The organism is Mycobacterium sp. 852013-51886_SCH5428379 (genome assembly GCF_001665575.1).
In the GTDB taxonomy this organism is placed as follows: domain Bacteria; phylum Actinomycetota; class Actinomycetes; order Mycobacteriales; family Mycobacteriaceae; genus Mycobacterium.
The window spans coordinates 24,417-47,839 of sequence record NZ_LZSU01000018.1 but is presented as its reverse complement, the minus strand read 5'-3'; the positions used below and the strand labels follow the sequence as shown (position 1 = coordinate 47,839).

The following is a 23,423-nucleotide window of genomic DNA, read 5'->3' as shown; positions in this document are numbered from 1 at the left end:
ATGAACCCCTCCACGGCACAGGCGCGTGTCGTCGTCGACGAACTCGTTCGCGGTGGCGTGCGCGACGTGGTGCTGTGTCCCGGTTCGCGCAACGCGCCACTGGCCTTCGCCCTGGCTGACGCCGACCGTGCCGGCCGGCTGCGGCTGCACGTCCGCATCGACGAACGCACCGCCGGTTTCCTGGCCATAGGGCTTGCGGTGGCCGAGCGCGCGCCGGTGTGCGTGGCGATGACCTCGGGCACCGCCGTGGCAAACCTGGGGCCCGCGGTGGTGGAGGCCAACTACGCGCGGGTGCCGTTGATCGTGTTGAGCGCCAACCGGCCCTACGAGATGCTCGGCACGGGCGCCAACCAGACCTTCGAACAGCTGGGGTACTTCGGCAACCAGGTGCGCGCCAACATCAGCCTCGGGCTGGCTCCCGAAATGACCGGAGCTGCCGCCGATCTTGTCACCCTCAACGCGCAGTGGCGGTCGGCGACGTGCCGAGTTCTGGTGGCCGCCAACGGACTTCGCAGCGCCAACGCCGGGCCGGTCCAGTTCGACATCCCGCTGCGGGAACCGCTGGTGCCGCCGGTCGACGAAGGCCCGGCCGACGGCAGCGTGCCGCCCGGCCGCCCCGACGGTAAGCCGTGGACCTACACCCCGCCGGTCGCGTTCGACCAGCCGCTCGACATCGACCTGACCCCCGACACCGTCGTGATCGCCGGCCACGGCGCCGGTGTCCGGCCCGAGCTCGCGGACCTGCCCACCGTCGCCGAACCGACCGCACCGCCCGCGGCCAACCCCCTGCACCCGCTGGCACTGCCGCTGCTGCGGCCCCGCCAGGTGATCATGCTGGGCCGCCCGACACTGCACCGGACGGTGTCGGCGCTGCTGGCCGACCCGTCGGTCCCGGTCTACGCGCTGACCACCGGGCCCCGCTGGCCCGACGTGAGCGGCAACTCGCAGGCCACCGGGACCCGCGCCGTCACCAGCGGCGCTCCCGACCCGGCCTGGCTGGCGCGCTGCGCGACGGCCAACCAGCATGCGTTCGAGGCGGTGCGCGGGCAGCTCGCGGCCCATCCGCTGACCACCGGACTGCACGTCGCCGCGGCGGTCGCCGACGCGATGCGCCCCGGCGACCAACTTGTCCTCGGCGCGAGCAATCCCGTCCGGGACATCGCGCTGGTCGGCTTCAGCCCCCGCGGCGTCCAGGTGCGGTCCAACCGCGGGGTCGCCGGCATCGACGGCACGGTGTCCACGGCGATCGGCGCCGCGCTGGCCCACGACCGCACCGGCGGCCGGACCGTCGCGCTGCTCGGCGATCTGACGTTCGTGCACGACAGCTCCGGCCTGCTGATCGGTCCCACCGAACCGCTCCCGCGCAATCTGACGATCGTGGTGTCCAACGACAACGGCGGCGGCATCTTCGAACTCCTCGAGCAGGGGGATCCGCGATTCCGCGATGTGGCCTCCCGGGTGTTCGGCACCCCGCACGACGTCGACGTCGGCGCGCTGTGCCGCGCCTATCACGTCGAGAGCCGGCAGATCGAGGCCGGCCAGCTCGCCGAGGCTCTCGACGAGGACAGCGAGGGACTGCGGGTGCTGGAGGTGAAGGCCGACCGTTCATCGCTGCGCGCGCTGCACGCGTCGATCAGGGCGGCTCTGTGACGCGAGGCGGCCGGAGGGCCCGCGCGACAGCGGTGCTGCGCGGGCTCGTCCCCCATCTGTCCTGGGAGGCCGACGAGACGAAGGTCCAGCGGATCATCCGCCGCGTCCGAATCGGGGTGGTGATCGTCGCGCTGCTGGTGACGCTGCAGTCGGCGCTGATGGTGGTCGGCGCCTGGCGCAACGACCGGCAGATCGAACGCCACATGGGCGTCGCCGAAGCCACGGTGCTCAGCGCCGGACCGCGTCGCTCCACCATCGAGTTCGTCACTCCCGACCGCATCACCTACCGGCCCGAGCTGGGGGTGCTGTACCCGTCGGAACTCGAGACGGGGATGCGCATCTACGTCGAATACGACCGCAACAACCCCGATCTGGTGCGCGTCCGGAACCGCGACGCGTCGCTGGCGATCATCCCCGCCGGGTCGATCGCGGTGGTCGGCTGGCTGATCGCCGGGTCTGCGCTGGGCGGTCTGGGGTACCTCCAGCGGCGGCTGGCCCGGAAACCCGAACCGGTCTGACGTTTCGCCGCCCTCCCGCCGGGTACCGCCCCGCGCAACGGAGGGAGCCCAGACATGTCGATTCTGGACGAGGCCAAGAACCGGGCCGTCAGCCTGGCCACCGGCGTGGCGAACGCGGTCGGCGGCAAGGACTCAGCGGAGGCGGCCAACGGCCAATGGTTGACGGTCCAGTGCACCGTCGTCGAGGCCGAGGAGCTCTGGCGCGATCCGGACCGGATGTCGGTGGTGCTCGGCGAGCTCGGTGAGGTGACGCTCAGCGGACCGGAGGCCTACCGGTGGACGCTGCACGCGGGGCCGGTGTCCACCACGTGGGATTCCCGGCTGCACAGCGAGGACGGCGGGCTGCGCTTCGTGGGATCCGGCTCCGGGTCCGACACCGACGCCAACGCCAACGAGATTCTTGTCAGCTACCGCCCCGCGCCGAACGGTCTGGGCACCGAAATGGGGCTCCGCACGAAAACGCCTGCGCCCGATCTGCTTTCCGGTGCGCTGGCCTTCAAGGTGCTCTACCGCTGCCGGGCGCTGCTCCAGACGGGCGAGGTGCCCACCATCCGCAACAACCCGAGCGCGCGGCCGTCCGCGCGGTAAGGAAACCCACTCATGCGCGCACTGTGTTGGAACGGCGTCAACGACCTGTCCGTGGAGACCGTCGACGACCCCGAGATCCTCAACCCGCACGACGTCATCCTGCAGGTGAAGCTGACCACCACGTGTGGATCCGATCTGCACTTCATCGACGGTTACCTGCCCGGTATGCGGGAGGGCGACGTCTTCGGCCACGAGTTCATGGGCGAGGTCATCGATATCGGACGGGAGGTGCGCGACATCAAGGTCGGTGACCGCGTCGTCGTCCCGTCGTTCATCGGCTGCGACCGGTGCTGGTACTGCGAACACGATCTCTACTCGTGCTGCGACACGACCAACCCCAACGCAGAACTGCAGCAGCCGCTGCTGGGCTTCCCCTCGGGCGGCATCTACGGCTACACCCATCCGTTCGGCGGCTACGCCGGCTCACACGCCCAGTTCATCCGGGTCCCGTTCGGTGACACGAACTGCTTCAAGATCCCCGGCGGCGTCACCGACGAACAGGCGCTGTTCCTGTCCGATGCGGTGCCGACCGGATTCATGGGCGCCGATTTCTGCGACGTCAGCGGCGGCGACACCGTCGCGGTCTGGGGCGCCGGCGGCGTGGGCCTGATGGCGGCCAAGAGTGCGCTGCTACTGGGTGCCGACCGGGCCATCGTCATCGACCGCATCCCGGAGCGGCTGGCGCTGGCGCGCGACTTCGGCCTGGAGACCATCGACTACGGCGCCGCGGACAGCGTGCACGAGACGCTGCGCGAGATGACCGGGGGCCGCGGACCCGACGCCTGCATCGACGCCGTCGGCATGGAGGGCCACAGCACCGGTCTGCAACAGGCCTACGACCGGGCCAAGCAACTGCTGCGATTGGAGACCGACCGGGCCAGCGCACTGCGCGAGGCGATCCTGGCGTGCCGCAAAGGCGGTGTGGTGTCGGTGCTCGGCGTCTACGGCCTGACCGACAAGTTCCCCATGGGCGTCGTCACGAACAAGGCGCTCACCATCAAATCGGCTCAGCAGCACGGACAGCGGTATCTGCCGCGGTTGTTCGACTACGTCGAACAGGGTGACCTCGACCCGGCCAGACTCATCACCCACGATCTGCCGCTCGAGGACGGGGTCCGCGCCTACGACATATTCAAGAACAAGCAGGACAACTGCATCCGGGTGGCGCTACGCCCTTGACCCGCCCCTAGACCGTCGAGATCAGCTTCGCCAGCCAGTCGTCGTCGTAGATGTCGAGCACCTCGTCGTTGTTCAGGTCGTACACCTTGGGGGTGCCGATCGTGAGGTAGTCGAGGCTGCTGAGGTACTCGATGTTGAGGTCGTTCATCTTCCGCGGGTCCACCGCGCGCTTCCCCGCGGCGATGGCCTCGATGCCCGCGGCCGGAATCCCGCTCTCGCGCGCCATCTCGGCCAGCTCGGCGTCGGTGGGACCGCTGCCGCCGGGCTGCTGGTGGGCCCACAGCTCCTCGACGAACCCCTGGAACGACACCCCGCGCGGCTGCGCCTCCGCGGCGACGAACATCGCGTTGCTCACCCGCGCCGAGTGGTCCCCGAACCGGTCGAGGAACGTCACCGGACGGTAGGTGACCCCCAGCTGTCCGAGGCTGACGTAGCCGGCGATCTCGCGGCCGAAGTCGGCCTGCAGATCGGCGCAGTGCGGACACTGGGGTTCGGTGAAGACCTCGATCTGCGCCGGCGCGTTCGGATCGCCGATGAGGATGCCGTAACCGTCCTGGGTGATCGAGGTGCCGGGCTGGTTCGGATCCGGCCGCGCGGTGCCCGTGACCTGACGGGTACAGCCGCCGATCAGCAGGACGACCGCGGCGAGCAACACGATCCAGATCCGCACACGGGAAACGGTACCGCCCCTGCTCTTCGTGTCGCGTATTCCGGCGGGCAACCTGCTCGTCAGGTAGCGCTGTCACGCTCGCGGCGTGCGTGTGGCGATCGTCGCAGAATCCTTCCTCCCCAATGTCAACGGCGTCACCAACTCGGTGCTCCGGGTGATCGAGCATCTGCGCTCGACCGGTCACGAGGTCCTGGTCATCGCCCCGGACAGTCCGCGCGGTGAACCGCGCGCCGAACGCGTGCACCATGGGGTGCGGGTGCATCGCGTGCCGTCGCGGATGTTCCCGAAGGTCACCTCGCTGCCGCTGGGCGTGCCGCTGCCGCGGCTGGTGACCGTGCTGCGCGGATTCGATCCCGACGTCGTGCATCTGGCCTCGCCGGCGCTGCTCGGCTGGGGCGGCGTTCACGCGGCCCGCCGCCTCGGGGTGCCGACGGTGGCGGTGTTCCAGACCGATGTGGCCGGCTTCGCCCAGAGCTATGGTGTCGGCGCGCTGTCCCGCGCGTCCTGGATGTGGACGCGACGGCTGCACAGCAAGGCCGACCGCACGTTGGCGCCGTCGACGTCGGCGATCGAAGATCTCCAGGCGCATGGCGTTCCGCGGGTGCACAAGTGGGCGCGCGGGGTGGACATCACCGGTTTCGCCCCGTCGGCGCGCGACGACGGGCTGCGCCGGCAGTGGTCGCCCGACGGCAGACCGGTCGTCGGCTTCGTCGGCCGGCTCGCACCCGAGAAACACGTCGAACGGTTGGCCGCGCTGAGTGCGCGCGACGATCTGCAGGTGGTCGTCGTGGGCGACGGCGTCGACCGGGCGAAGCTCGAATCCCGCATGCCGACAGCGGTTTTCACCGGTGCGCTGTTCGGCGCCGACCTGGCGGCCGCCTACGCGAGCATGGACGTCTTCGTCCACCCCGGCGAACACGAGACGTTCTGTCAGGCCGTGCAGGAGGCGATGGCCTCGGGCCTGCCGGTGATCGCGCCGAACGCCGGCGGGCCGCGCGATCTGGTGGCGCCGTACCGCACCGGCCTGCTGCTCGACGTCGACGAATTCGAGGCGAGACTGTCCGCGGCCGTCGACCACCTGATCGCCGAACGGCCCCGCTACGCGCTCGCCGCGCGCCGCAGCGTGCTGGGCCGCACGTGGCCGGCGATCTGCGACGAACTCCTCGACCACTACTACGCAGTCCTCGGCCTTCCCCGCGAAACAGCATTCCCGGTCGTGAAGCCGGCACCGTGACAGCCCTGGCTTCACTCTCGCGGGACAGAGGTCGCTAGCCCTGCGCCTCCACAGCGACCGGTTGCCACTGCTCCCACGTCTTCAGCCGGTTCTCGTAGTCCGCCCTGGCCAACTGCAGCGGCAGTTCACCGAAGAACACCCGCAGCGGCGGATCCTGCGCGTCGACGATCTTGAGGACCGCTGCCCCGGACGCCTTGGGATCGCCCGACTTTGCCGTGCGCTGGCTGCGCGCCCGCTCCGCCTCGGCGTGTGCTTCCTCGTAGTCGGGCAGCGGGGTCGCGCGTTTGGCGGACGAGCCGCCCCAGTCGGTGTCGAAGCCGCCGGGCTCGATGAGGGTGACGTGGATGCCGAACGACGCCACCTCCTGCGCCAGCGCCTGCGAGAACCCCTCCAGCGCCCACTTCGACGCGTTGTAGATGCCGACGTTCTGGAACGCGGTGATGCCGCCGATCGACGACACCTGCAGAATGTGACCGCTGCGCTGCGCCCGCAGATACGGCAGCGCCGCCTGGGTGATCCACAGCGCGCCGAACACGTTCGTCTCGATCTGGGCGCGGGCTTCCTGTTCGGTGAGCTCCTCGATGAAGCCGAACTGCCCGTAACCGGCGTTGTTGACCACGATGTCGAGCCGGCCGAAATGGTCGTGCGCCCGGGCGACCGCGGCGAAGTCGGCTTCGCGGTCGTCCACGTTCAATTCGATGGGTAGCAGCGCGTCGCCGTACCTCGATTTCAGGTCATCGAGGGTCGAGGCGTCGCGGGCTGTGGCCGCGACGCGGTCGCCGCGCTCGAGGGCCGCGATCGTCCATTCGCGTCCGAAGCCGCGAGACGTTCCGGTGATGAACCACGTTTTTTCACTCATGTCTGGATGCAATACCCACACCCGCGCTCTGATTCCCGTCGACAAGGGATTCACAGGTAGCGTCGGCGCCATGAGTCGCGCGACGCTGGACAAGGATCCGCACGAGGTCGCATCGATGTTCGATGCGGTAGCGCGGCGGTACGACCTGACCAACACCGTGCTCTCTCTGGGCCAGGACCGCTTCTGGCGCCGCCAGACGCGAGCCGCGCTCGGCATCGGGCCGGGGGACAGGGTGCTCGACCTGGCGGCCGGAACCGCGGTGTCGACGGCCGAACTCGCCGCGTCGGGCGCCTGGTGCGTGGCCGCGGACTTCTCGGTCGGCATGCTCGCCGCAGGCCGCCGCCGGGACCTGCCGAAGGTCGCCGGTGACGCCACGAAACTGCCGTTCGCCGACGAGTCGTTCGACGCGGTGACGATCAGCTTCGGGTTGCGCAACGTGGTCGACCACGCTGCCGGCCTCCGCGAGATGGCCCGGGTGACGCGTCCGGGCGGCCGACTTGTGGTGTGCGAGTTCGCGACTCCCACCAACGGCGCCTTCGCGACGCTGTACAAGGAGTACCTGATGCAGGCGCTGCCCCGGATGGCGCGGGCGGTGGCGTCGAATCCTGACGCGTACGTCTACCTCGCCGAATCCATTCGGGCCTGGCCCGACCAGCCCGAACTGGCCCGGCAGATCGCCGCCGCGGGCTGGTCGCAGGTGCGGTGGCGCAACCTGACGGGCGGCATCGTCGCGCTGCACTCTGCCGTCAAGCCTTAGCGGCCTCCCACAGCCGCAGGCTCTGCGCGCCGACCTCCGGGTCGTGGGTCTGCTGGAAGTTGCGCCCACCGCGCCGATAAGTCGCCAACACCGCCGGCGGCACCTGTGGTTCCAGCAGCGGTTCGCCCAGCCAGCGGCACGGCCGCACGTGGACGAGGTCGACTTCGGTTGCGGCCGTTGAGGTGTCGCGACGGTAGCTCCCGTCCAGGCGGCCCAGCCAGAACAGGCCGTCGGGGTCGCGGGTCCAGACGAACGACCCGTCGGGCGCCGCGGCGAACCGCCCGATGCGGCCGTCGAGCTTCTCCGGGGCCACCCCGCGTTCGCCGAAGCCGCACACCGAACGCGCCCGCGCCCGCGCGATGGTCGCCGCGACATCGACGTCGTCGTCCCGCGATCGCATCGGAGCGCGGTAGACCGCCACCATGTCACTCATGGTCAGAGATAATCCTGCAGGTGGAGACGTTCTGGCGGTATGTGCGCATTCAGGCGATGATGCTCGTCTTCGGCTGCGTCGGCCCGATCTTTCTCATCCTGTTCTTCGCCACCCACCCCGATCCGACGATGAAGTGGGCGTATTGGTTCGGCCTGTTCATCACCGCTGCCGATGTCCTCATCGCGCTGGCGCTCACCGATGCGGGTTCGAAGGACGAGAGCAGGGAGGAGATCAACTGAACGGCGGCCGGCTGTCCAGCCCCCGCGACGCCAGGCCGCCGGCCCGCCAGATCCGGGCGATCCAGTCGGCGTCCTCGTCGGTCACCAGGTTGCCCATCACCCGCACCGCGATCCGCATCAGCGCCGTGGAGCGCATCGCCAGCGGCCCGGTCAGCGGCAGGAACCGGGGCAGGGTCAGCAGCAGTGCCAGTCGGCGGGCGACGGAGAATCCGTGCGCATAGTGCTCCTGCAGCACGGCGGGCCAGGCGGTGGTCAGATCCGCGGTGCCGATCAGCTCGGCGGCCAGACGCCCGCTTTCCAGCCCGTAGTCGATCCCTTCGCCATTGAGCGGGTTCACGCAGGCGGCCGCGTCGCCGATCAACATCCAGTTCGGTCCTGCGACACCGGAAACGGCGCCCCCCATCGGCAGCAGCGCCGACAGCGGCGCCCGCGGTTCCCCGGCGAAGCCCCACTCCTCGCGCCGCAGGCTCGTGTAATACGACAGCAGCGGCCGGAGTGCGGCGTCGGCCGGGCGCTTGTCGGTGGCCAGCGCCCCGACGCCGATGTTCACCTCGCCGTTGCCCAGCGGGAAGATCCAGCCGTATCCGGGCAGCACCTGCTGGTCGGGGGAACGCAGCTCCAGATGCGAGGTGATCCACGGTTCGTCGCTGCGCGGCGTGGCGATGTAGGCGCGCACCGCCACGCCGTAGACCGTCTGCTGGTGCCACTCGCGGCCCAGCGCCCGGCCCAGCGTCGAGCGGGCGCCGTCGGCGACGATCAGCGTGCCGACCCGCACGGAACCCCCCGAGTCCAGCTGCACCTCGGTGACCCGCCCGGACGCGCCGTGCTGCACCCCCACCGCCTTCGCGCCGAGCAGCATCTTCGCGCCGTCGTCGGCGGCCACCGCGCGGATCCGGTCGTCCAGTTCCGTGCGGGGCACCGCACTTCCGGTCGACGGGAACGACGGCCCCGGCCACTCGACCTCCACGTCCGAACCGAACCCCGACATCCGCAGCCCGCGGTGGCGGATGCGGGTGTCCAGCCACGGTCCGAGCCCGAGGCGTTCCAGCTCGGCCACCGCCCGCGGCGTCAACCCGTCACCGCAGGCCTTGTCACGGGGAAACTGCGCCGAATCGATCACCAGGACGTCACGCCCGGCGCGGGCAGCCCACGCAGCGGCCGCCGAACCCGCAGGTCCGGCGCCGATGACAACCACATCCGCGCCCATCCGACCCTGGGTCGCCTCGCTCCTGCCCGCCGCTGCGTTCATGGTTCCCAGTATGTTGGCAGGGTGAGGACACCAGCGACCGTGGTGGCAGGCGTCGACTTCGGCGATCCGGCCTTCGCGGCCGAGGTTCGCGACGGAGTGGCCCGAATCGAAGAGCTGATGTCCGAGGAACTCGGCCGGGCCGACGAGCTCATGGCCGAGGCCGTTCAGCACCTCTTCCAGGCCGGAGGCAAGCGGTTCCGCCCGTTGTTCACCGTGCTCTCCGCCCGGTTGGGCCCGGACCCCGACGCCTGGCAGGTGACGGTCGCGGGCGCGGTCATCGAGCTGGTGCACCTGGCCACGCTCTACCACGACGACGTCATGGATGAGGCGCAGATGCGCCGCGGTGCGGCCAGCGCCAACGCCCGCTGGAGCAACAACATCGCGATCCTGGCCGGGGATTATCTCTTCGCGACCGCCTCGCGGCTGGTGTCGCGGCTCGGACCGGACGCGGTGCGGATCATCGCCGACACCTTCGCCCAGCTGGTCACCGGCCAGATGCGGGAGACCCGCGGATTGGTCGAGGGCGCCGACGAGGTCGAGCACTACCTCAAAGTCGTCTACGAGAAGACGGCCTGCCTGATCGCCGCGTCGGGCCGCTTCGGGGCGACGTTCTCCGGCGCGGGGGAGGACCAGATCGAACGGCTGGCGCGGCTCGGCGGCATCGTCGGAACCGCCTTCCAGATCTCCGACGACATCATCGACATCGACAGCGACCCCGACGAATCGGGCAAGTTGCCCGGGACGGATCTGCGTGAGGGTGTTCACACGCTGCCGGTGCTTTACGCTCTGCGCGAGACCGGGCCGGACGCCGATCGGCTCCGCGAACTGCTCGCCCAACCCGTTGACAACGACGACGACCTGGCCGAGGCGCTCGGTCTGTTACGCCGTTCACCAGGCATGGAGCAGGCCAAGGCGACCGTGACGCGCTACGCGCAGCAGGCCCGCGACGAGCTCGCGCAGCTGCCGGATGGGCCGGGACGACACGCGCTGGCGTCGTTGGTGGACTACACCATCACCCGGCACGGCTGAGGCGCGCGGAACCCGAACCGCCGTGTGCAGCGTTCAGTCAGCGAGGATCAGTTCTCACGACTCTTAGGAGACAGATTCGATGACATGGAATCCGCACGCCAACAGGTTCAAGACGTTCCTGTTGCTGGTGGGCATGTCGGCGTTGATCGTCTTCGTCGGCTCGTTGTTCGGTCGGTCGATCATGGCGCTGGCGGTGCTGTTCGCCATCGGCATGAACGCCTACGTGTACTTCAACAGCGACAAGATGGCGCTGCGTGCGATGCACGCCCAACCGGTCAGCGAATTGCAGGCGCCGGTGATGTACCGCATCGTCCGCGAGCTCGCCAACGCCGCACACCAGCCGATGCCGCGGCTCTACATCTCGGACACCGCAAACCCGAACGCCTTCGCGACCGGCCGCAATCCGCGGAATTCGGCAGTCTGCTGCACGACGGGGATCCTGCAGATCCTCAACGAGCGGGAGCTGCGCGCCGTGCTGGGCCACGAGCTTTCCCACGTTTACAACCGAGACATCCTCATCTCGTGTGTGGCCGGCGCGATGGCGTCGGTGATCACGGCGCTGGCCAACATCGCGTTGTTCGCCGGGATGTTCGGCGGCAACCGCGAAGGTACGAATCCGTTTATGCTGCTGCTCGTTTCGCTGCTGGGGCCGATCGCGGCCACGGTGGTGCGGCTGGCGGTGTCGCGGTCGCGGGAGTACCAGGCCGACCAGTCCGGCGCCGAGCTGACCGGCGACCCGCTCGCGCTGGCCTCGGCGTTGCGCAAGATCGCCGGTGGGGTGGAGGCGGCGCCGCTGCCCCCGCAGCCGCAGCTGGCCGATCAGGCCCACCTCATGATCGCCAGCCCGTTCCGCTCCGGCGAGAAGATCGGCAAGATGTTCTCGACGCATCCGCCGATCGAGGACCGCATCCGCCGCCTCGAGCAGATGGCCGGGCGTGGGCCGGGCCGCTACTGAGCCGGCGCTTTTGACCAGTGCCGGACGTCAGCTGTGGTGCGCCCCGGCACCTCGCGTTAGGGTGACTGCGTGCTGAGCAGAATTCTGATCGGCGTGGTGGGAGCCGTGGGGGCGGCCGTTGTTGGTGTGCCGGGGGTCGCGGCTGCACAACCTGCACCGCCACCGCCACCGCCGCCACCGCTTCCGAATGTCAACGCGTTCGCCCCGGTGAACCCCCAGGACTTCGCCGTCATGGACGGCACCTGGTACGCGTTCAGCGCCCCCGACGGCCTGACCTGCGTGATCCAGCGCAGCGGCATGTACGGCTGCAACGGGCCCATTCCCGCCGCACCGGCTGGTGCGAATCTGATCAGCGGCTCGATCGGCGGTCTGCCCGGCTTCAGCACCACGGGCGGACCTGTGTTCGCGATGGCCGGCGAAACCAAACCGCTGCCGCCCAACACCCGGCTGAGCTACCGCACGCTGAGCTGTGGCACGGACGGGGTGGCCACAACGTGCACGGACGCGCAGACGGGTGCCGGATTCGTCGTCAGCCCGGCAGGAAGCTATACGGTCGGCGTCACCAATCCGCTCGTCAATCGCGGTTAGGCTGTCTCGCATCAGCCAGCGCGGCTCGGTGGCCGCCATCGAGCGCAGTGAGTATGACGATCAGAACTGATTCCGAGGACACCCTGGACGCCGCGGTCGACGGCGTCGGGATCGTGCCCGCCTACCAGCCCATCGTGTCGTTGGACGACGGCCGGGTCGTCGGCTTCGAGGCGCTGGCCCGCTGGCCGCACCTCGACCATCCCAGTCCCGATGCGGTGTTCGCGCGTGCGGTGGCCACGGGCCGGCTCGACCGCCTGGACCGCGCCTGCATCGACGCTGCGATCCGCGGCGCGCTGGACAGCGAACTGCCGGCCGGCAGCCTGCTTCTGGTGAACTGTGAGCCGGGCACCCCGTACACCGGCCGGGCCGATGACGAGGTGATGGACCGCGGCCACTCCGCGCTGAACCTGATGTTCGAGTTCACCGAACGCGATCTGCTCGCCCACCCGCGGACCGTATTGCGCAAGGCGGCGGCGTTGCGAGCCGACGGGTTCGCCGTTGCGCTCGACGACATCGGCGTGCACCCGGATTCGCTGGCGCTGCTGGATGTGGTGTGTCCGGACGTCATCAAACTCGACATCGACCTGGTGCAGTTCCCTCCGCGCGTCCATCAGGCCCGCACGCTGTCGGCAGTGCTGGCCCACCACGAACGCACCGGCGCGGTGATCCTCGCCGAGGGCATCGAGACCGAGGAGCACCTCGAACAGGCGCTGGGCCTGGGCGCCTCGCTGGGGCAGGGCTACCGCTACGGTCGCGCGGGGTCGCTCATCGATCAGCGGCCCACCCCGTGGGTGGTGCCCGATCGTGGCCGCGGCCAGGCGCCGGCCGCCGGATCGCCGTTCGATCTGATCGCGGGCCGGGTGCCCGTCCGCACGGCGCGCAAAGAGACCTTGCACGCGTTCACCCGGCACATCGAGAGTCAGGCCATGCTGGTGGCCGATCCGCCGATGGTGTTCGCGGCGCTGCAGCACGCGGAGCACTACACCACCCGCACCCGCAACCAGTACCGCAAACTGGCGCGCACCTGCCCGCTGGTGGCGATCTTCGCCGAGGGGCTGCCCGAAGAGCCGGATCCGAAAGTCCGTGCAGTCTCGCTGAATTCGGCGGACCCGCTGTGCGCGGAGTGGACGGTGGTGGTGCTCGGACCGCACCACTGTGTGGCGCTGCTGGCGCGGGAACTCGAACCGGAGCCGGGGGAATCCGAACCGGCGGACGGGGACCGCCGGTTCGAGTTCGCGATCACCTACGACCGCACGCTGGTGACCGAGGCCGCGCGCAACATGCTCGACCGCTTGCTCTAGAACCCCTGGCCGTGCACCTCGTGGCCGGGCTTCTCGGCGACCAGACCGCGGTAGGCCTGCTCGACGGTGGACCCCTGGTTGATCACGCCGTCCACTTCGCGCGCGATCGGCATGTTGATGCCGTATTCGTCGGCGAACTCCATGACCACCTTGGAGGCCTTGACGCCCTCGGCGACCTGATTCATCGCCGCGATGATCTCGTCGATCGACTTGCCCGAACCCAGTTGTTCGCCGACGTGGCGGTTGCGGCTGCGCTGGCTGGTGCAGGTGACGATGAGGTCACCCATACCGGCGAGCCCGGCGAAGGTGTCGCGGTGCCCGCCCATGGCCTCGCCGAGTTTCGACATCTCGCGGACCGCGCGGGCGATCACCATGGCGCGGGTGTTCTCGCCGATGCCCAGGGAGTAGCCCATACCGACGGCGATGGCGTACACGTTCTTCAGCGCGCCGGCCATCTCGACGCCCACCACGTCGTCGGTGGTGTAGGTGCGGAACCGCTTGGTGCGGAACAACTCTGCGAGCTGGGCGGCCAGATGCGGATCGGGCATGGCCAGCACCGCGGCGGCGGCGTAGCCGTCGGCGACCTCGCGGGCGATGTTGGGGCCGGCGAGGATTCCCGCCGGATGGCCGGGCAGCACTTCGCTGACGATCTGGCTCATCCGCTTGTTGGTGCCCTGTTCGAGGCCCTTGACGAGCGAGACGACGGGCACCCAAGGGCGCAACTCGCCGGCGAGTTCCTCGAGGACGCCGCGGAAGCCGTGGGACGGCACCCCCATGACGACGACGTCGGCGCAGTTGGCGGCCTCGGTGAAGTCGGTGGTGGCGCGCAGTGTCTCGCTCAGCACGCAGTCGTCGCCGAGATAGCGCGAGTTGCGGTGGTTGGCGTTGATGTCCTTGGCGGTGTCCTCCGAACGCACCCACTGGATGGTGGGGGCGCGGCGGGAGCAGATCGAGGCCACGGTGGTGCCCCAGGATCCGCCACCGAGAACAACGACATTGGGTTCACGTTGCGCAGGTGCCATGGCGCTCAGCGTAGGGCGACTGATGCGCGGGAGAGGTCGATTCGGTGGCCTCTACCCGAGAGTCGCCCGCCGGTACCGACGCAGTCCTCGTCAGCGGTAGTTGACGAACTGCAGCGCTACCTCGAGGTCGGCCTGCTTGAGCAGCGCGATGACGGTCTGCAGGTCGTCGCGCTTCTTGCTGCTGACGCGGATCTCGTCGCCCTGGATCTGCGCCTTGACGCCCTTCGGGCCCTCGTCCCGGATGATCTTCGTGATCTTCTTGGCCTGCTCGCTGGTGATGCCCTCTTTGATGGTGCCGTTGACCTTGTAGGTCTTCCCGCTGGGCTGGGGGTCGGCGGCGTCGAACGCCTTCATGGAGATGTCGCGGCGCACGAGCTTCTCCTTGAACACGTCGACGGCGGCCTTCACCCGCTCCTCGGTGGAGCTGACGATCTCGATGGCCTCCTCGCCCTTCCAGGCGATGGTGGTGTCGGTGCCGCGGAAGTCGAAGCGCGTGCTCAGCTCTTTGGCGGCTTGGTTGAGCGCGTTGTCGACCTCCTGGCGATCGACCTTGCTGACGACGTCGAAGCTGGAATCCGCCATGGACTCGCTCCCTTCCTGCTGGTTCGGCTGCCGCCCTGAGGCGTTTTCGTCTTCGGCCCATCCTCGTTGTACCCTGCTAGTCGCACCAAATCCGCAAGGACGGTGCGATCGAAGAGGCAGGTTGCCCGAGCGGCCAATGGGAGCGGACTGTAAATCCGTCGGCTTACGCCTACACAGGTTCGAATCCTGTACCTGCCACACTGATCAGGCCCCCTTTCGAGGGGGCCTGACGTGTCTAGGGACCCGTCGAACCCCGCACCACCAGATGACAGCGGAACGTCAGCGTCCGATAGGGCGCGGTCGGTTGCCGGATGCGATCGAGCAGCGCCTGGGCCCCCGCCTCGGCCATGGCCCGGCTGGGCTGATGAACCGTGGTGAGGTCGAAGGCCGGCCAGGCCGACATCGCGATGTCGTCGAAGCCGACGATCCACAGGTCCTCGGGTACCGCCACCCCGGCGGCCCGCGCGGCGTCGAGTGCGCCGAACGCGATCAGGTCGTTGCTGCAGAAGATGGCGTCGGGACGCTGTGCACCCTCGAGTAGCCGGATCACGGCGTTGTAGCCGAAATCGTGACTGAACGACCCGACCAACGTGCGGTCGGGCTCCAACTGCACCCCCGCCGACCCGAGTCGCTCGGCGAATCCGCGGAACCGGTCTCGCGCCGTACTCGCCGCGGAAGGTCCGCCGATGAAAGCGATCTCACGGCGACCGTGGGTCAGGAAATACTCGGCAACGGCGTGACCGCCCGCGACGTTGTCGCTGGACACCTGGTCGCATCCGAGGGTTTCGACCGTGCGGTTGATGAGCACCACCGGCTTGTGTTTGTCCAGCGCCGCGCGCAGCGGCGCCGACGCCTCGGTGACGGTCGTGAAGATGACCCCGTCGACGGAGCCGGCGTTGATGGCCTCGAGCGCGGCGTCGTTACCGGGTCCGTCGGAGTTCCACAGCGTGACCTTCTGCCCCGCCGCGTCGAGATGGAACGTCAGCGCGTCGAGGATCTCGGGATAGAACGGATTCTTCAGATCCGCGACGACGACCCCGACGGTGTTGACCCGGCCGGTCTTCATCGCGCGTGCCCCGAGATTCGGTACGTATCCGACGGTGGCGGCGGCCTCGAGGATTTTCTTGCGCGTGGCCGCGCTCACGCTGCCGCCGCTCAGGGCCCGAGACACGGTGGCCTGTGAGACGCCGGCGAGGCGAGCGACGTCGTGGCTGGTCGGCATTCGTGGTCATCCTCCGGTGTTGCTTCGTCGAGGCTATCCGCCACATCTGATTTGGATACGAAAACACACTGTTGCGCCTACAAACTACCAGTTCAATACAGCCTTTTGGCGGGTCAACTCATGCTACTTGCGATCATGGATGCATACGAATACACTCGGTCGGGCAGGTGACGCGCAGCACAAGCGCCACGCCGAGTGATCCAGGCCGGAGATCCGGTCGAACAAGCCGATTCAAGGAGATTCATGACGACCGCCACTGCGCCACGAAACGTGATCCCCACCAAAGACCTCAAGACCCCGTTGCGGGAAAGCGTCGAGCGGGGGAGCACGGCCGAGGTCCGGTCCACCGTCGAAAGCGTGATCGACGACATCCGCACCCGCGGCGACGCCGCCGTGCGCGAATACTCGGAGAAGTTCGACAAGTACTCGGCGGACAGCTATCTGCTCACCCCCGAGCAGCTCGAGGAGATCATCGCCCGGGTGCCGCGTCAGGTCATCGAGGACATCGAATTCGTCCAGCAGCAGGTCCGCGTGATGGCGCAGAAGCAGTTGGAATCGCTGTCCGACTTCGAGATCGAGACGCTCCCGGGCGTCTTCCTGGGTCAGAAGAACGTCCCGGTCCAGGCGGCGGGCGCATACATCCCGGGCGGCAAGTACCCGCTGTTGGCCAGCGCGCACATGACGATCGTGACTGCGAAGGTCGCCGGCGTGCAGCGCGTCGCCGCCTGCACACCCCTGATCCGGGGTGAGGTGCCCGACGCCACGATCGCCGCGATGCATCTGGCCGGGGCCGACGAGATCTACCTGCTGGGCGGCATCCAAGCCGTCGCCGCAATGGCTGTCGGCACCGAGACCATCGCCCCGGTCAACATGCTCGCCGGCCCCGGCAACGCGTTCGTCGCCGAGGCCAAGCGCCAGCTGTTCGGCGAGGTCGGCATCGACCTGTTCGCCGGTCCGACCGAGGTGCTCATCGTCGCCGATGAGCACGCCGATCCGTTCATCGTGGCGGTCGACCTGCTGTCGCAGGCCGAGCACGGCCCGGATTCACCCGCAGTGCTGATCACCACCAGTGAGGACCTCGGGCGCGAGGTCATCGAACACATCGAGAAGATTCTGGTCGACATGCCCACTCGCGACTTCGCCGAGCCGGCATGGCGGGACTGGGGCGAGGTCCGTGTCGTCGAGACGCTGGACGACGCCTACGCACTGGCCGACCAGTACGCCTCCGAGCACGTCCAGATCCTCACTGAGAACCCCCGTGAGGCACTGGACAAGATGCACGACTACGGTGCCCTCTTCCTCGGTGAAGGTACCTGTGTCTCCTACGGCGACAAGGTGATCGGCACCAACCACGTCCTTCCGACGCGCGGTGCCGCCCGCTATACCGGCGGCCTGTGGGTCGGCAAGTACCTGCGCACCGTCACCTACCAGGAGGTCACGAACACCGAGTCGAGCGCCTTCTTCGGCGAGCTGTGCGGGCGCGCCGCCCGTGTGGAGCTCTTCGAGGGCCATGCTCGCTCCGGTGACGTGCGGGCGGCGAAATACCGGGGCGAGAAGCTCGCCTGGTCCGACCACGACTTCGCCGGATAGCGCGGCCGGGTCCGCACCAAAACCTCAGCATCATCGATCGGAGAATCATGGCCACCGCCACCCTGACGCCGGAGCAGCTCCGCCGGCGATCCGTGCAGTCCGGCACCATCGGCGCGATCGTCGAGTGGTACGAATACACGGTTTACGGCACTGCCGCAGCGCTCGTCTTCGGCAACCTGTTCTTCCCCAATCTGCCCGGCGCGGTTGGTCAGATCGTCTCGCTGGCGACCTTCGGCGTCGGCTTCCTCGCCCGGCCCGTCGGTGCCTTCGTCTCGGGGCACCTCGGCGACCGGATCGGCCGTAAAGCCACCCTGATCATGACCTTCACGATCATGACGGTGGCCACCGCGGCGATCGGCTTCCTGCCCACCTACGCCCAGATCGGTGTCGCCGCACCGCTGCTGCTCTGCGTACTGCGACTCGCTCAGGGCTTCGCGGTCGGCGGCGAGTGGGGCGGCGCGGCGATCATCGCCGTGGAGAACGCGCCGCGCGAGAAACGCGGCCTGTTCGGCTCGTGGCCACAGATCGGTGTGTCGGCAGGTCTGCTGCTCGGCACCGCGGTCGTCTCGCTGTCGTCCTGGATCTCCGGGGACGCCTTCGACGAGTGGGGCTGGCGCATCCCGTTCCTGCTCGCGATCGTCTTGGCATTCGTGGGTCTCTACATCCGCCTGCGGGCGGCCGAGAGCCCGGCCTTCCTGGAGGAGAAGGCAAAGATGGAGGCGGAGATCGAGAAGCGCAAGGCGCCCGCGGTCGTGCTGTTCCGTGACCACAAGCGCTCGCTGCTGATCGCCATCTTCGGCCGCTTCGCCGAAGCTGGGAACTATTACCTGTTCACGACTTTCGTGCTCTCCTACGTCACCACCAATCTCGGGGCACCGCGGTCCTATGGGCTGATCGCATCGATGATCGGTGCGACGGCGAACATCATCATGATCCCGGTGTTCGGCCGCCTCTCCGATCGCATCGGACGGGTCAAGACGTTCCTGATCGGTGGCGCGCTCATCGTCGTGACGACGTGGCCGATCTTCGCGCTGGTGCACACCGGAGAGCTGTGGGGCATCGTCGTCGGCGTCACCGTCTTCCTGGCGCTGGGACACGCGATGGTCTACGCCCCGCTGCCCGCGCTGTACTGCGAGCTGTTCCCGACCGCGGTGCGGTACTCCGGGATCTCCATCGGCTACCAGATGGCGTCCATCCTGCTGGCCAGCTTCACCCCGGCGCTCGCCGCGGCCATGGTGATGTGGGCCGACGGATCACTGTGGATGGTCACCGGATTCGCGATCCTCACGACCATCATCGCCATGGTCGCCATCTCGTTCGCCAAGGATCGCAGGCATCTCGAGCTCGACGAGATCGACGCGCAATTGACAGACGATCAGGCCGACCGAGTCGCGCCGGCGGTGCCGTTCCGCGGATAGCGGCTCGGGATTCCTCGCAGTCCGATCGCAATGTCGGTCTCACAGCTGCGTCATGCAGATATATCCATGACAACGCTGTGAGACCGACATTGCGAATTCGGCTATAGCGACAGCGCGTACACCACGGCCGAAATCGTCACCAGAATGAGCAGTCCCACCGCGACGAATCCCACGGCCGGATGAGCCTCTTCCCGCCGAATTCGGAAGTCTCGGCGCACATGCCTGAGGCGACGCCGAACCTGTTTCCACAGCTGATCGACCTCGGTCAAGGCGTACCCCCTACAGCGAATTATTCGTATACCGACTTACGCTGCTTGCATTCGAACAATGCGCACTTTACGGCAATTTCGCGCATTCGCATGGCGCCGAATTTCGATTCTCGACGAAGCGGCCCGCGAGGGTGATACTTGTCTACCTGCCGCCCCGTCGGCAGGTAGACAAGCTGCGCCAGCCGCATCCCCCGGGCGGCTGAGCGCTCGTACAGCATCCGCCGGAACAACGACGCAGGAATCGGGGATTCCCCTATGGTGACTCACTCGCGTGCAGGATGCGCGTGCCGACCTTCCCGCTGAGGCGTTCCGGGGTCAGACCGGCGCGCTCACATGTCCTCTCGACCGTCTCGGGATCGCAGCCGTCGAACACGCCGTAGAGCACCTCGTCGCCGGGCACGGCCACCGTCAGCATCAGATGGACGTCGGCGCCCTCAGCGCGCATGGCCGCCGACGCCGTCACAAGTCGGGCGACGTAGATGTCGATCAGCTCGTCGGTCAGGTCGGGTAGATACCACTCCGCCAGACAACAGGACGACGGTGCGTCGGCGGTGAGCATGGTTTCACGCTAAAGACATTTGCACGGCGACGAATTGGGGTTTGCCCTACTCCTATATGCCGTCGCGCGGCGGTCAGCCGAAGTGTCGCCCCAGCGAAGCCCGGCCGCGCACCCCGAGTTTGCGGTACACCCGTCCCAGATTCGCCTCGACGGTCTTGACGCTGATGAACAGGGCGGCCGCGATGTCGCGGTTGCTCATTCCCCCCGCAGCCAGTTCTGCCACCCTGTGTTCGGACGGGGTCAGGCCCTGGTCGCGGCTGGGGCGCACGTTCACCCGGACGAGTTCGGTACGCACCCGCTGCGCCCACAGGCGGGCCCCGATCTCCTCGAAGGTCGACAGCGCCCCGCCCAACGTGGCGGCAGCCGCCTCCTTCCGTCGCTGCCGACGCTGGAGTTGTCCGAGAACCAGTGCGGTGCGCGCCTTTTCGAATGGCATTGTCAGCCGCTCGTGATGAGCCATGGCCTCCGATGCCGCAGCGGCCGCCGCATCCACGTCACCGGTGGCAGCCAGCACGAGGGCGCGACAGCGTGCGCCGACGGCGAGCATCCACGTCCGGTCCAGCCGGCGGCCGTCGGCCTCGAGTCGGGCGACGAGCGGTTCGGCGTCCGCGACCCGGCCGATCGCCACGAACGCCTCCACCGCATCGGGCACGAACCAGGCGGTCATGATCTCCGTGCCGGGCGTCCTCGCGTACACCTGCAGAACGGGTTCCAGCGCCGCGGCGGCCTCGGCGTGGTGGCCCAGCGACACCTCAAGAAACGCAAGTACCGCCTGGGCCCACCACTTCATCCGCGGGGTTGAATCACACCGTTCAGCCAGTTCGAGCGCCAGCGCGACATCGGCGCGGGCCGCCTCTACGTCTCCGGTGTACGCGCTGACGGTGGCGCGGACGCCGACGGCGATGACGCGCAGGTGGTCGCCGCCGAGCTGTTCGGCCCGTTGTACGGCGTCGTCGGCGAGCCGGGTCGCTTTGTCGAGGTGGCCGCACCACAGTTCGGCGATCGCGGTGTGATTGGCGATGACGAGCAGGTCGCGGTCGGCACCGCGGTCGAGGCAGTAGCGCGCGATCCCTCTCATGATGTCGCGGGCCTCGTCGAGGCGGCCGGTCCACGACATGAGCAACGCCGCGGCCCACCGGGCCCGTAGTCCCAGCGGCACTTCGGCGTCGGCGTCCTCGAGGTCGAGCGCCCGATCCAGATCCTCCGCATCCACCCCGAACCCGTGCAGGAACCTCGTCATCACCCGCACGGTGAGCGCCTGGCCGATCAGCTGGGGCTGCCCGCTCCGCTCGGCCAGCACCATCGCCTGCTCCGCGCTGGCCAGCGAATCCCCGTCGTCGCCCGAGGTGCCCTGCGCCAGCGACAGCATCAGCAGGCAGAACACCTGGAGGTCGACATCGCTCTCGCTGTCGGCCAGCGCCTCGGCGAGCCGTTCCTTCGCCTCTTCGAACCCGTGGTCGTCGAGGGCGACGGCGGCGAGTTGAATCAGCGCAAAGGCCCGCAGCGGGCCGCTGGGCATCCGGGGGACGGTGACGGTCAGTAGCGCGTCGGCGCGTTCGCTGTCCCCGGCGGTGAAGTGGTGTGCCGCAGCCTGCAGGCGCCGCAGGTCGGTGTCGCCGCCGAGGCGCATCGCGAACTCGAGCAGTTCGGCCGCGGCGGCGGGCGCCCCGCGGGTGCGGGCGGCCTCGGCGGCGGCGTCCAGCGCGGCGAGGGTGTCGTCGTCCTGTCTGGTCGCCGCCAGTGCCAGGTGGCGCGCCTTGAGTTCGGGATGGGCGATGACGTCGGCGAGCCGTCGGTGCATATGGCGTCGCCGCGCCGGCCCGGCCTCGGAGTACACGCCGCGCGCCAGCAGCGGGGGGGTGAATCGGATGCGGTAACCGTCGATCTCGACGATGCCCTCGCTCTCGGCGACCTCCATGAGCTCGATGACCCGGTCCGAGGCCCGGTCGGTGACGCTCGCGATCAGATCGACGGTCGGCGCAGCCACGCACGACGCCGCGAGCAGCACGTCGCGCACGGTGTCGTCGAGGCCTTCGATGTGGCGGCGGACGACGTCAGCGAGGGTGGCGGGCAGCGTGGGTTCTCCGGCCTCGGTGTGCTCGCTGATGGCGCGGGCCAGTTCGAGGGCATAGAGCGGGTTGCCGCCGGAGGTCTCGGCGATGCGAATCAGCGTGGGGCGCGGAAACGAGCGGCCGAGCCGTTCGGAGAGCATGGCGTGCAGTCCGCCCAGGGTCAGCGGTGGAACCCGGTGCCGCCGCGGATGCTCGCCGCGGGGCAGCTGCAACCAGGCGGTGCTGTACGACCTGGTCTCCGCTCGCTCGGTCAGCAGAATTCCGACGCGACCGGTCAGCCGCCGGGCGGCGAACCCGATCACCTCGCGGCTCTCGGCATCGAGCCACTGGGCGTCGTCGATCGCCACGACGACCGGGGTATCCGCGCAGAGCCGCTCGATGGTGTTGAGCACCGCCGCCGCGGCCACTCGATGGTCGGTGTCGGGTCCGGCGACCTCGGTGCGTAACAGGATGCGATCCAGTGCGAGGCGCTGCACGGCGGGCAGGGCCGCCGCGGCGTCGACGTCGTCGAGGAGGTCGGCGACCACTGCGTATGCCAGTGAGGTCTCGGCCTGGCCGGCGCGCGCCGACAGCACGCGGTAGCCACGGGAGCGGGCGTCGTCGAGCGCGGCCAACCACAGGCGGGTCTTCCCGATGCCGTTTTCGCCCTCGATGATCAGTCCGGCGGACCCCAGCGCCGTCTCGGCGAGGAATGCCGCGACGGCTGACTCCTCGGTCGACGGGTTGGGCTCGGGTTCCACCGTCGAATGATCGCAAATGGGCAAAGGTCTTGTCGCTTCGACACCAGAACATTGCGCGCTACTTTACGTGGTCACACCCTATGTCAAGCGAATCTCGCGTTCGCACGGCCATAAGTGCGCAAATAAGCGTGATCGTTAATTAGTGTCAGCCGACGTTCGGCGCCAGGCCGGCGTTGATGCGCCTGCAGTTCTCGGCCATCGCGGCGACCTGCGGTCGGGACAGCGGGGCCAGATAGCAGTCCCGTACCCCCTGGGCGTAGGTGGCCATCGCCTTCTCGAGGAGCCTGCGGCCCTCGGGGGTGATCTCGGCGAGGACGAAGCGGCCGTCGCGGTCGCTGGTGGCCCGGTGGGCAAGGCCCCTGGCCTCGAGACGGTCGACCCGGCGGCTGATCCGGCTGGGCGTGGACACCAGAGCCTGCGCGAGCTCGCCCATCCGCACGGCGCCGTTTTCGGAGCGGTCGAGCGCGTGCAACAGCCGGACGTCTTCGAGAGTGAGGCGGTAGCCCTCATTCAGCTCGTGGTTGAGCCGGGCCTGCAGCCGGAGTGCGGCATCGATGTAGTTCTGCCACGACTTCAGCTCGGCGATGTCGAGTCCCGGCATGCTGCTGGGCGTGCGCCCGGTGGGCGTGACCTGGACCCGGCCGCCGCTGGATCCGACACGATTGTGCCTGGTCATGGCTCTGTAGTCGCTACCTCTCTC

At 68.7% G+C, this 23,423-nt stretch carries 23 protein-coding genes and 1 tRNA gene; 14 read left to right on the top strand and 10 right to left on the bottom strand.

Annotated features, from left to right (window positions below; translation table 11 throughout):
- Genes menD through A5757_RS06790 form a run of 4 tightly spaced genes read left to right on the top strand, consistent with a single transcriptional unit; the run spans position 1 to position 3,935 of the window.
- On the top strand, positions 1-1,650 hold the full coding sequence (menD, locus tag A5757_RS06805; RefSeq protein WP_066830579.1) for a 2-succinyl-5-enolpyruvyl-6-hydroxy-3-cyclohexene-1-carboxylic-acid synthase: 1,650 nt from the start codon (positions 1-3) through the stop codon (positions 1,648-1,650).
- Positions 1,647-2,168, top strand: a complete 522-nt coding sequence (locus tag A5757_RS06800) for a DUF3592 domain-containing protein (protein ID WP_066830576.1) — start codon at positions 1,647-1,649, stop codon at positions 2,166-2,168. Before menD ends, A5757_RS06800 begins: the two co-directional genes overlap by 4 nt.
- 54 nt (positions 2,169-2,222) lie before the next feature.
- Positions 2,223-2,756 (top strand): hypothetical protein, encoded by a 534-nt coding sequence (locus A5757_RS06795; protein ID WP_066830573.1) that lies wholly within the window; start codon positions 2,223-2,225, stop codon positions 2,754-2,756.
- A 12-nt stretch (positions 2,757-2,768) separates the two neighbouring features.
- The gene (locus A5757_RS06790) at positions 2,769-3,935 is read left to right on the top strand and encodes a zinc-dependent alcohol dehydrogenase (protein WP_066830570.1); all 1,167 of its coding nucleotides are present in this window, start codon (positions 2,769-2,771) and stop codon (positions 3,933-3,935) included.
- A 7-nt stretch (positions 3,936-3,942) separates the two neighbouring features.
- Here A5757_RS06790 and A5757_RS06785 read toward each other — a convergent pair whose 3' ends face one another.
- Positions 3,943-4,605 (bottom strand): thioredoxin domain-containing protein, encoded by a 663-nt coding sequence (locus tag A5757_RS06785; protein ID WP_066830567.1) that lies wholly within the window; start codon positions 4,603-4,605, stop codon positions 3,943-3,945.
- 85 nt (positions 4,606-4,690) lie between these two features.
- On the opposite strand from A5757_RS06785, the gene A5757_RS06780 reads away from it, so the two are divergent.
- A complete protein-coding gene (locus A5757_RS06780) occupies positions 4,691-5,839 on the top strand; it encodes a glycosyltransferase family 1 protein (RefSeq protein WP_066830564.1) in 1,149 nt (382 codons plus the stop codon).
- 34 nt (positions 5,840-5,873) lie between these two features.
- Here A5757_RS06780 and A5757_RS06775 read toward each other — a convergent pair whose 3' ends face one another.
- Positions 5,874-6,698 carry an SDR family oxidoreductase gene (locus A5757_RS06775; protein ID WP_066830854.1) on the bottom strand — a complete coding sequence of 275 codons (825 nt, stop codon included), beginning with the start codon at positions 6,696-6,698 and terminating at the stop codon, positions 5,874-5,876.
- 70 nt (positions 6,699-6,768) lie between these two features.
- Between A5757_RS06775 and A5757_RS06770 the strand changes: the two genes are divergently transcribed.
- On the top strand, positions 6,769-7,455 hold the full coding sequence (locus tag A5757_RS06770) for a demethylmenaquinone methyltransferase (protein WP_066830562.1): 687 nt from the start codon (positions 6,769-6,771) through the stop codon (positions 7,453-7,455).
- Here the strand turns inward: A5757_RS06770 and A5757_RS06765 are convergent.
- Positions 7,445-7,888: a hypothetical protein gene (locus A5757_RS06765; protein WP_066830559.1), complete on the bottom strand. Its 444-nt coding sequence runs from the start codon at positions 7,886-7,888 to the stop codon at positions 7,445-7,447. The genes A5757_RS06770 and A5757_RS06765 overlap by 11 nt on opposite strands.
- A gap of 20 nt (positions 7,889-7,908) precedes the next feature.
- On the opposite strand from A5757_RS06765, the gene A5757_RS06760 reads away from it, so the two are divergent.
- Positions 7,909-8,127 carry a hypothetical protein gene (locus A5757_RS06760; protein ID WP_066830555.1) on the top strand — a complete coding sequence of 73 codons (219 nt, stop codon included), beginning with the start codon at positions 7,909-7,911 and terminating at the stop codon, positions 8,125-8,127.
- Here the strand turns inward: A5757_RS06760 and menJ are convergent.
- On the bottom strand, positions 8,120-9,334 hold the full coding sequence (gene menJ / locus A5757_RS06755) for a menaquinone reductase (RefSeq protein ID WP_066830552.1): 1,215 nt from the start codon (positions 9,332-9,334) through the stop codon (positions 8,120-8,122). The genes A5757_RS06760 and menJ overlap by 8 nt on opposite strands.
- A 63-nt stretch (positions 9,335-9,397) precedes the next feature.
- On the opposite strand from menJ, the gene grcC1 reads away from it, so the two are divergent.
- The 4 genes from grcC1 (at position 9,398) to A5757_RS06735 (ending at position 13,249) form a co-directional block, all read left to right on the top strand.
- Positions 9,398-10,405, top strand: a complete 1,008-nt coding sequence (grcC1, locus tag A5757_RS06750; protein ID WP_197497282.1) for a nonaprenyl/(2E,6E)-farnesyl/geranylgeranyl diphosphat synthase — start codon at positions 9,398-9,400, stop codon at positions 10,403-10,405.
- Positions 10,406-10,484: 79 nt separating this feature from the next.
- Complete coding sequence (gene htpX, locus A5757_RS06745) at positions 10,485-11,360, top strand: zinc metalloprotease HtpX (RefSeq protein ID WP_066830546.1); 876 nt, start codon at positions 10,485-10,487, stop codon at positions 11,358-11,360.
- A 69-nt stretch (positions 11,361-11,429) separates the two neighbouring features.
- Positions 11,430-11,948 carry a hypothetical protein gene (locus tag A5757_RS06740; RefSeq protein ID WP_066830543.1) on the top strand — a complete coding sequence of 173 codons (519 nt, stop codon included), beginning with the start codon at positions 11,430-11,432 and terminating at the stop codon, positions 11,946-11,948.
- Positions 11,949-12,001: 53 nt separating this feature from the next.
- Positions 12,002-13,249 (top strand): EAL domain-containing protein, encoded by a 1,248-nt coding sequence (locus tag A5757_RS06735; protein ID WP_066830541.1) that lies wholly within the window; start codon positions 12,002-12,004, stop codon positions 13,247-13,249.
- Here A5757_RS06735 and A5757_RS06730 read toward each other — a convergent pair.
- The gene (locus tag A5757_RS06730; RefSeq protein WP_066830539.1) at positions 13,246-14,271 is read right to left on the bottom strand and encodes an NAD(P)H-dependent glycerol-3-phosphate dehydrogenase; all 1,026 of its coding nucleotides are present in this window, start codon (positions 14,269-14,271) and stop codon (positions 13,246-13,248) included. The two genes, A5757_RS06735 and A5757_RS06730, sit on opposite strands and share 4 nt — an antisense overlap.
- Before the next feature lie 90 nt (positions 14,272-14,361).
- Complete coding sequence (locus tag A5757_RS06725; protein ID WP_066830536.1) at positions 14,362-14,853, bottom strand: YajQ family cyclic di-GMP-binding protein; 492 nt, start codon at positions 14,851-14,853, stop codon at positions 14,362-14,364.
- Between the two features lie 115 nt (positions 14,854-14,968).
- On the opposite strand from A5757_RS06725, the gene A5757_RS06720 reads away from it, so the two are divergent.
- Positions 14,969-15,051 (top strand) — tRNA-Tyr (locus A5757_RS06720).
- 37 nt (positions 15,052-15,088) lie between these two features.
- On the opposite strand, the gene A5757_RS06715 is transcribed toward A5757_RS06720, so the two are convergent.
- Complete coding sequence (locus A5757_RS06715; protein ID WP_066830533.1) at positions 15,089-16,075, bottom strand: LacI family DNA-binding transcriptional regulator; 987 nt, start codon at positions 16,073-16,075, stop codon at positions 15,089-15,091.
- A 243-nt stretch (positions 16,076-16,318) separates the two neighbouring features.
- Between A5757_RS06715 and hisD the strand changes: the two genes are divergently transcribed.
- Together hisD and A5757_RS06705 are read left to right on the top strand one after the other, a co-directional pair.
- The gene (gene hisD / locus A5757_RS06710) at positions 16,319-17,665 is read left to right on the top strand and encodes a histidinol dehydrogenase (protein WP_066830530.1); all 1,347 of its coding nucleotides are present in this window, start codon (positions 16,319-16,321) and stop codon (positions 17,663-17,665) included.
- 47 nt (positions 17,666-17,712) lie between these two features.
- Positions 17,713-19,083 carry an MFS transporter gene (locus A5757_RS06705; protein WP_066830524.1) on the top strand — a complete coding sequence of 457 codons (1,371 nt, stop codon included), beginning with the start codon at positions 17,713-17,715 and terminating at the stop codon, positions 19,081-19,083.
- Positions 19,084-19,605: 522 nt separating this feature from the next.
- On the opposite strand, the gene A5757_RS06700 is transcribed toward A5757_RS06705, so the two are convergent.
- From A5757_RS06700 to A5757_RS06690, 3 genes are all read right to left on the bottom strand, one after another.
- Positions 19,606-19,911, bottom strand: coding sequence for a hypothetical protein (locus tag A5757_RS06700; RefSeq protein WP_066830515.1), 306 nt, complete (start codon positions 19,909-19,911; stop codon positions 19,606-19,608).
- A gap of 73 nt (positions 19,912-19,984) precedes the next feature.
- Entirely contained in the window at positions 19,985-22,723 is a 2,739-nt protein-coding gene (locus A5757_RS06695) for a LuxR family transcriptional regulator (RefSeq protein WP_066830511.1), read from the bottom strand.
- A gap of 145 nt (positions 22,724-22,868) precedes the next feature.
- Complete coding sequence (locus A5757_RS06690; RefSeq protein ID WP_066830508.1) at positions 22,869-23,399, bottom strand: MarR family winged helix-turn-helix transcriptional regulator; 531 nt, start codon at positions 23,397-23,399, stop codon at positions 22,869-22,871.
- Between the last annotated feature and the right edge of the window lie 24 nt (positions 23,400-23,423).

Excerpts from the sequence above, each read along its gene's own strand:
- menD (WP_066830579.1), top strand. The coding sequence starts at position 1 with ATGAACCCCTCCACGGCACAGGCGCGTGTCGTCGTCGACGAACTCGTT.
- A5757_RS06795 (WP_066830573.1), top strand. The coding sequence starts at position 2,223 with ATGTCGATTCTGGACGAGGCCAAGAACCGGGCCGTCAGCCTGGCCACC.
- A5757_RS06790 (WP_066830570.1), top strand. The coding sequence starts at position 2,769 with ATGCGCGCACTGTGTTGGAACGGCGTCAACGACCTGTCCGTGGAGACC.
- A5757_RS06775 (WP_066830854.1), bottom strand. The coding sequence starts at position 6,698 with ATGAGTGAAAAAACGTGGTTCATCACCGGAACGTCTCGCGGCTTCGGA.
- A5757_RS06770 (WP_066830562.1), top strand. The coding sequence starts at position 6,769 with ATGAGTCGCGCGACGCTGGACAAGGATCCGCACGAGGTCGCATCGATG.
- A5757_RS06765 (WP_066830559.1), bottom strand. The coding sequence starts at position 7,888 with ATGAGTGACATGGTGGCGGTCTACCGCGCTCCGATGCGATCGCGGGAC.
- menJ (WP_066830552.1), bottom strand. The coding sequence starts at position 9,334 with ATGGGCGCGGATGTGGTTGTCATCGGCGCCGGACCTGCGGGTTCGGCG.
- htpX (WP_066830546.1), top strand. The coding sequence starts at position 10,485 with ATGACATGGAATCCGCACGCCAACAGGTTCAAGACGTTCCTGTTGCTG.
- A5757_RS06735 (WP_066830541.1), top strand. The coding sequence starts at position 12,002 with ATGACGATCAGAACTGATTCCGAGGACACCCTGGACGCCGCGGTCGAC.
- A5757_RS06730 (WP_066830539.1), bottom strand. The coding sequence starts at position 14,271 with ATGGCACCTGCGCAACGTGAACCCAATGTCGTTGTTCTCGGTGGCGGA.
- A5757_RS06725 (WP_066830536.1), bottom strand. The coding sequence starts at position 14,853 with ATGGCGGATTCCAGCTTCGACGTCGTCAGCAAGGTCGATCGCCAGGAG.
- A5757_RS06715 (WP_066830533.1), bottom strand. The coding sequence starts at position 16,075 with ATGCCGACCAGCCACGACGTCGCTCGCCTCGCCGGCGTCTCACAGGCC.
- hisD (WP_066830530.1), top strand. The coding sequence starts at position 16,319 with ATGACGACCGCCACTGCGCCACGAAACGTGATCCCCACCAAAGACCTC.
- A5757_RS06705 (WP_066830524.1), top strand. The coding sequence starts at position 17,713 with ATGGCCACCGCCACCCTGACGCCGGAGCAGCTCCGCCGGCGATCCGTG.
- A5757_RS06700 (WP_066830515.1), bottom strand. The coding sequence starts at position 19,911 with ATGCTCACCGCCGACGCACCGTCGTCCTGTTGTCTGGCGGAGTGGTAT.
- A5757_RS06690 (WP_066830508.1), bottom strand. The coding sequence starts at position 23,399 with ATGACCAGGCACAATCGTGTCGGATCCAGCGGCGGCCGGGTCCAGGTC.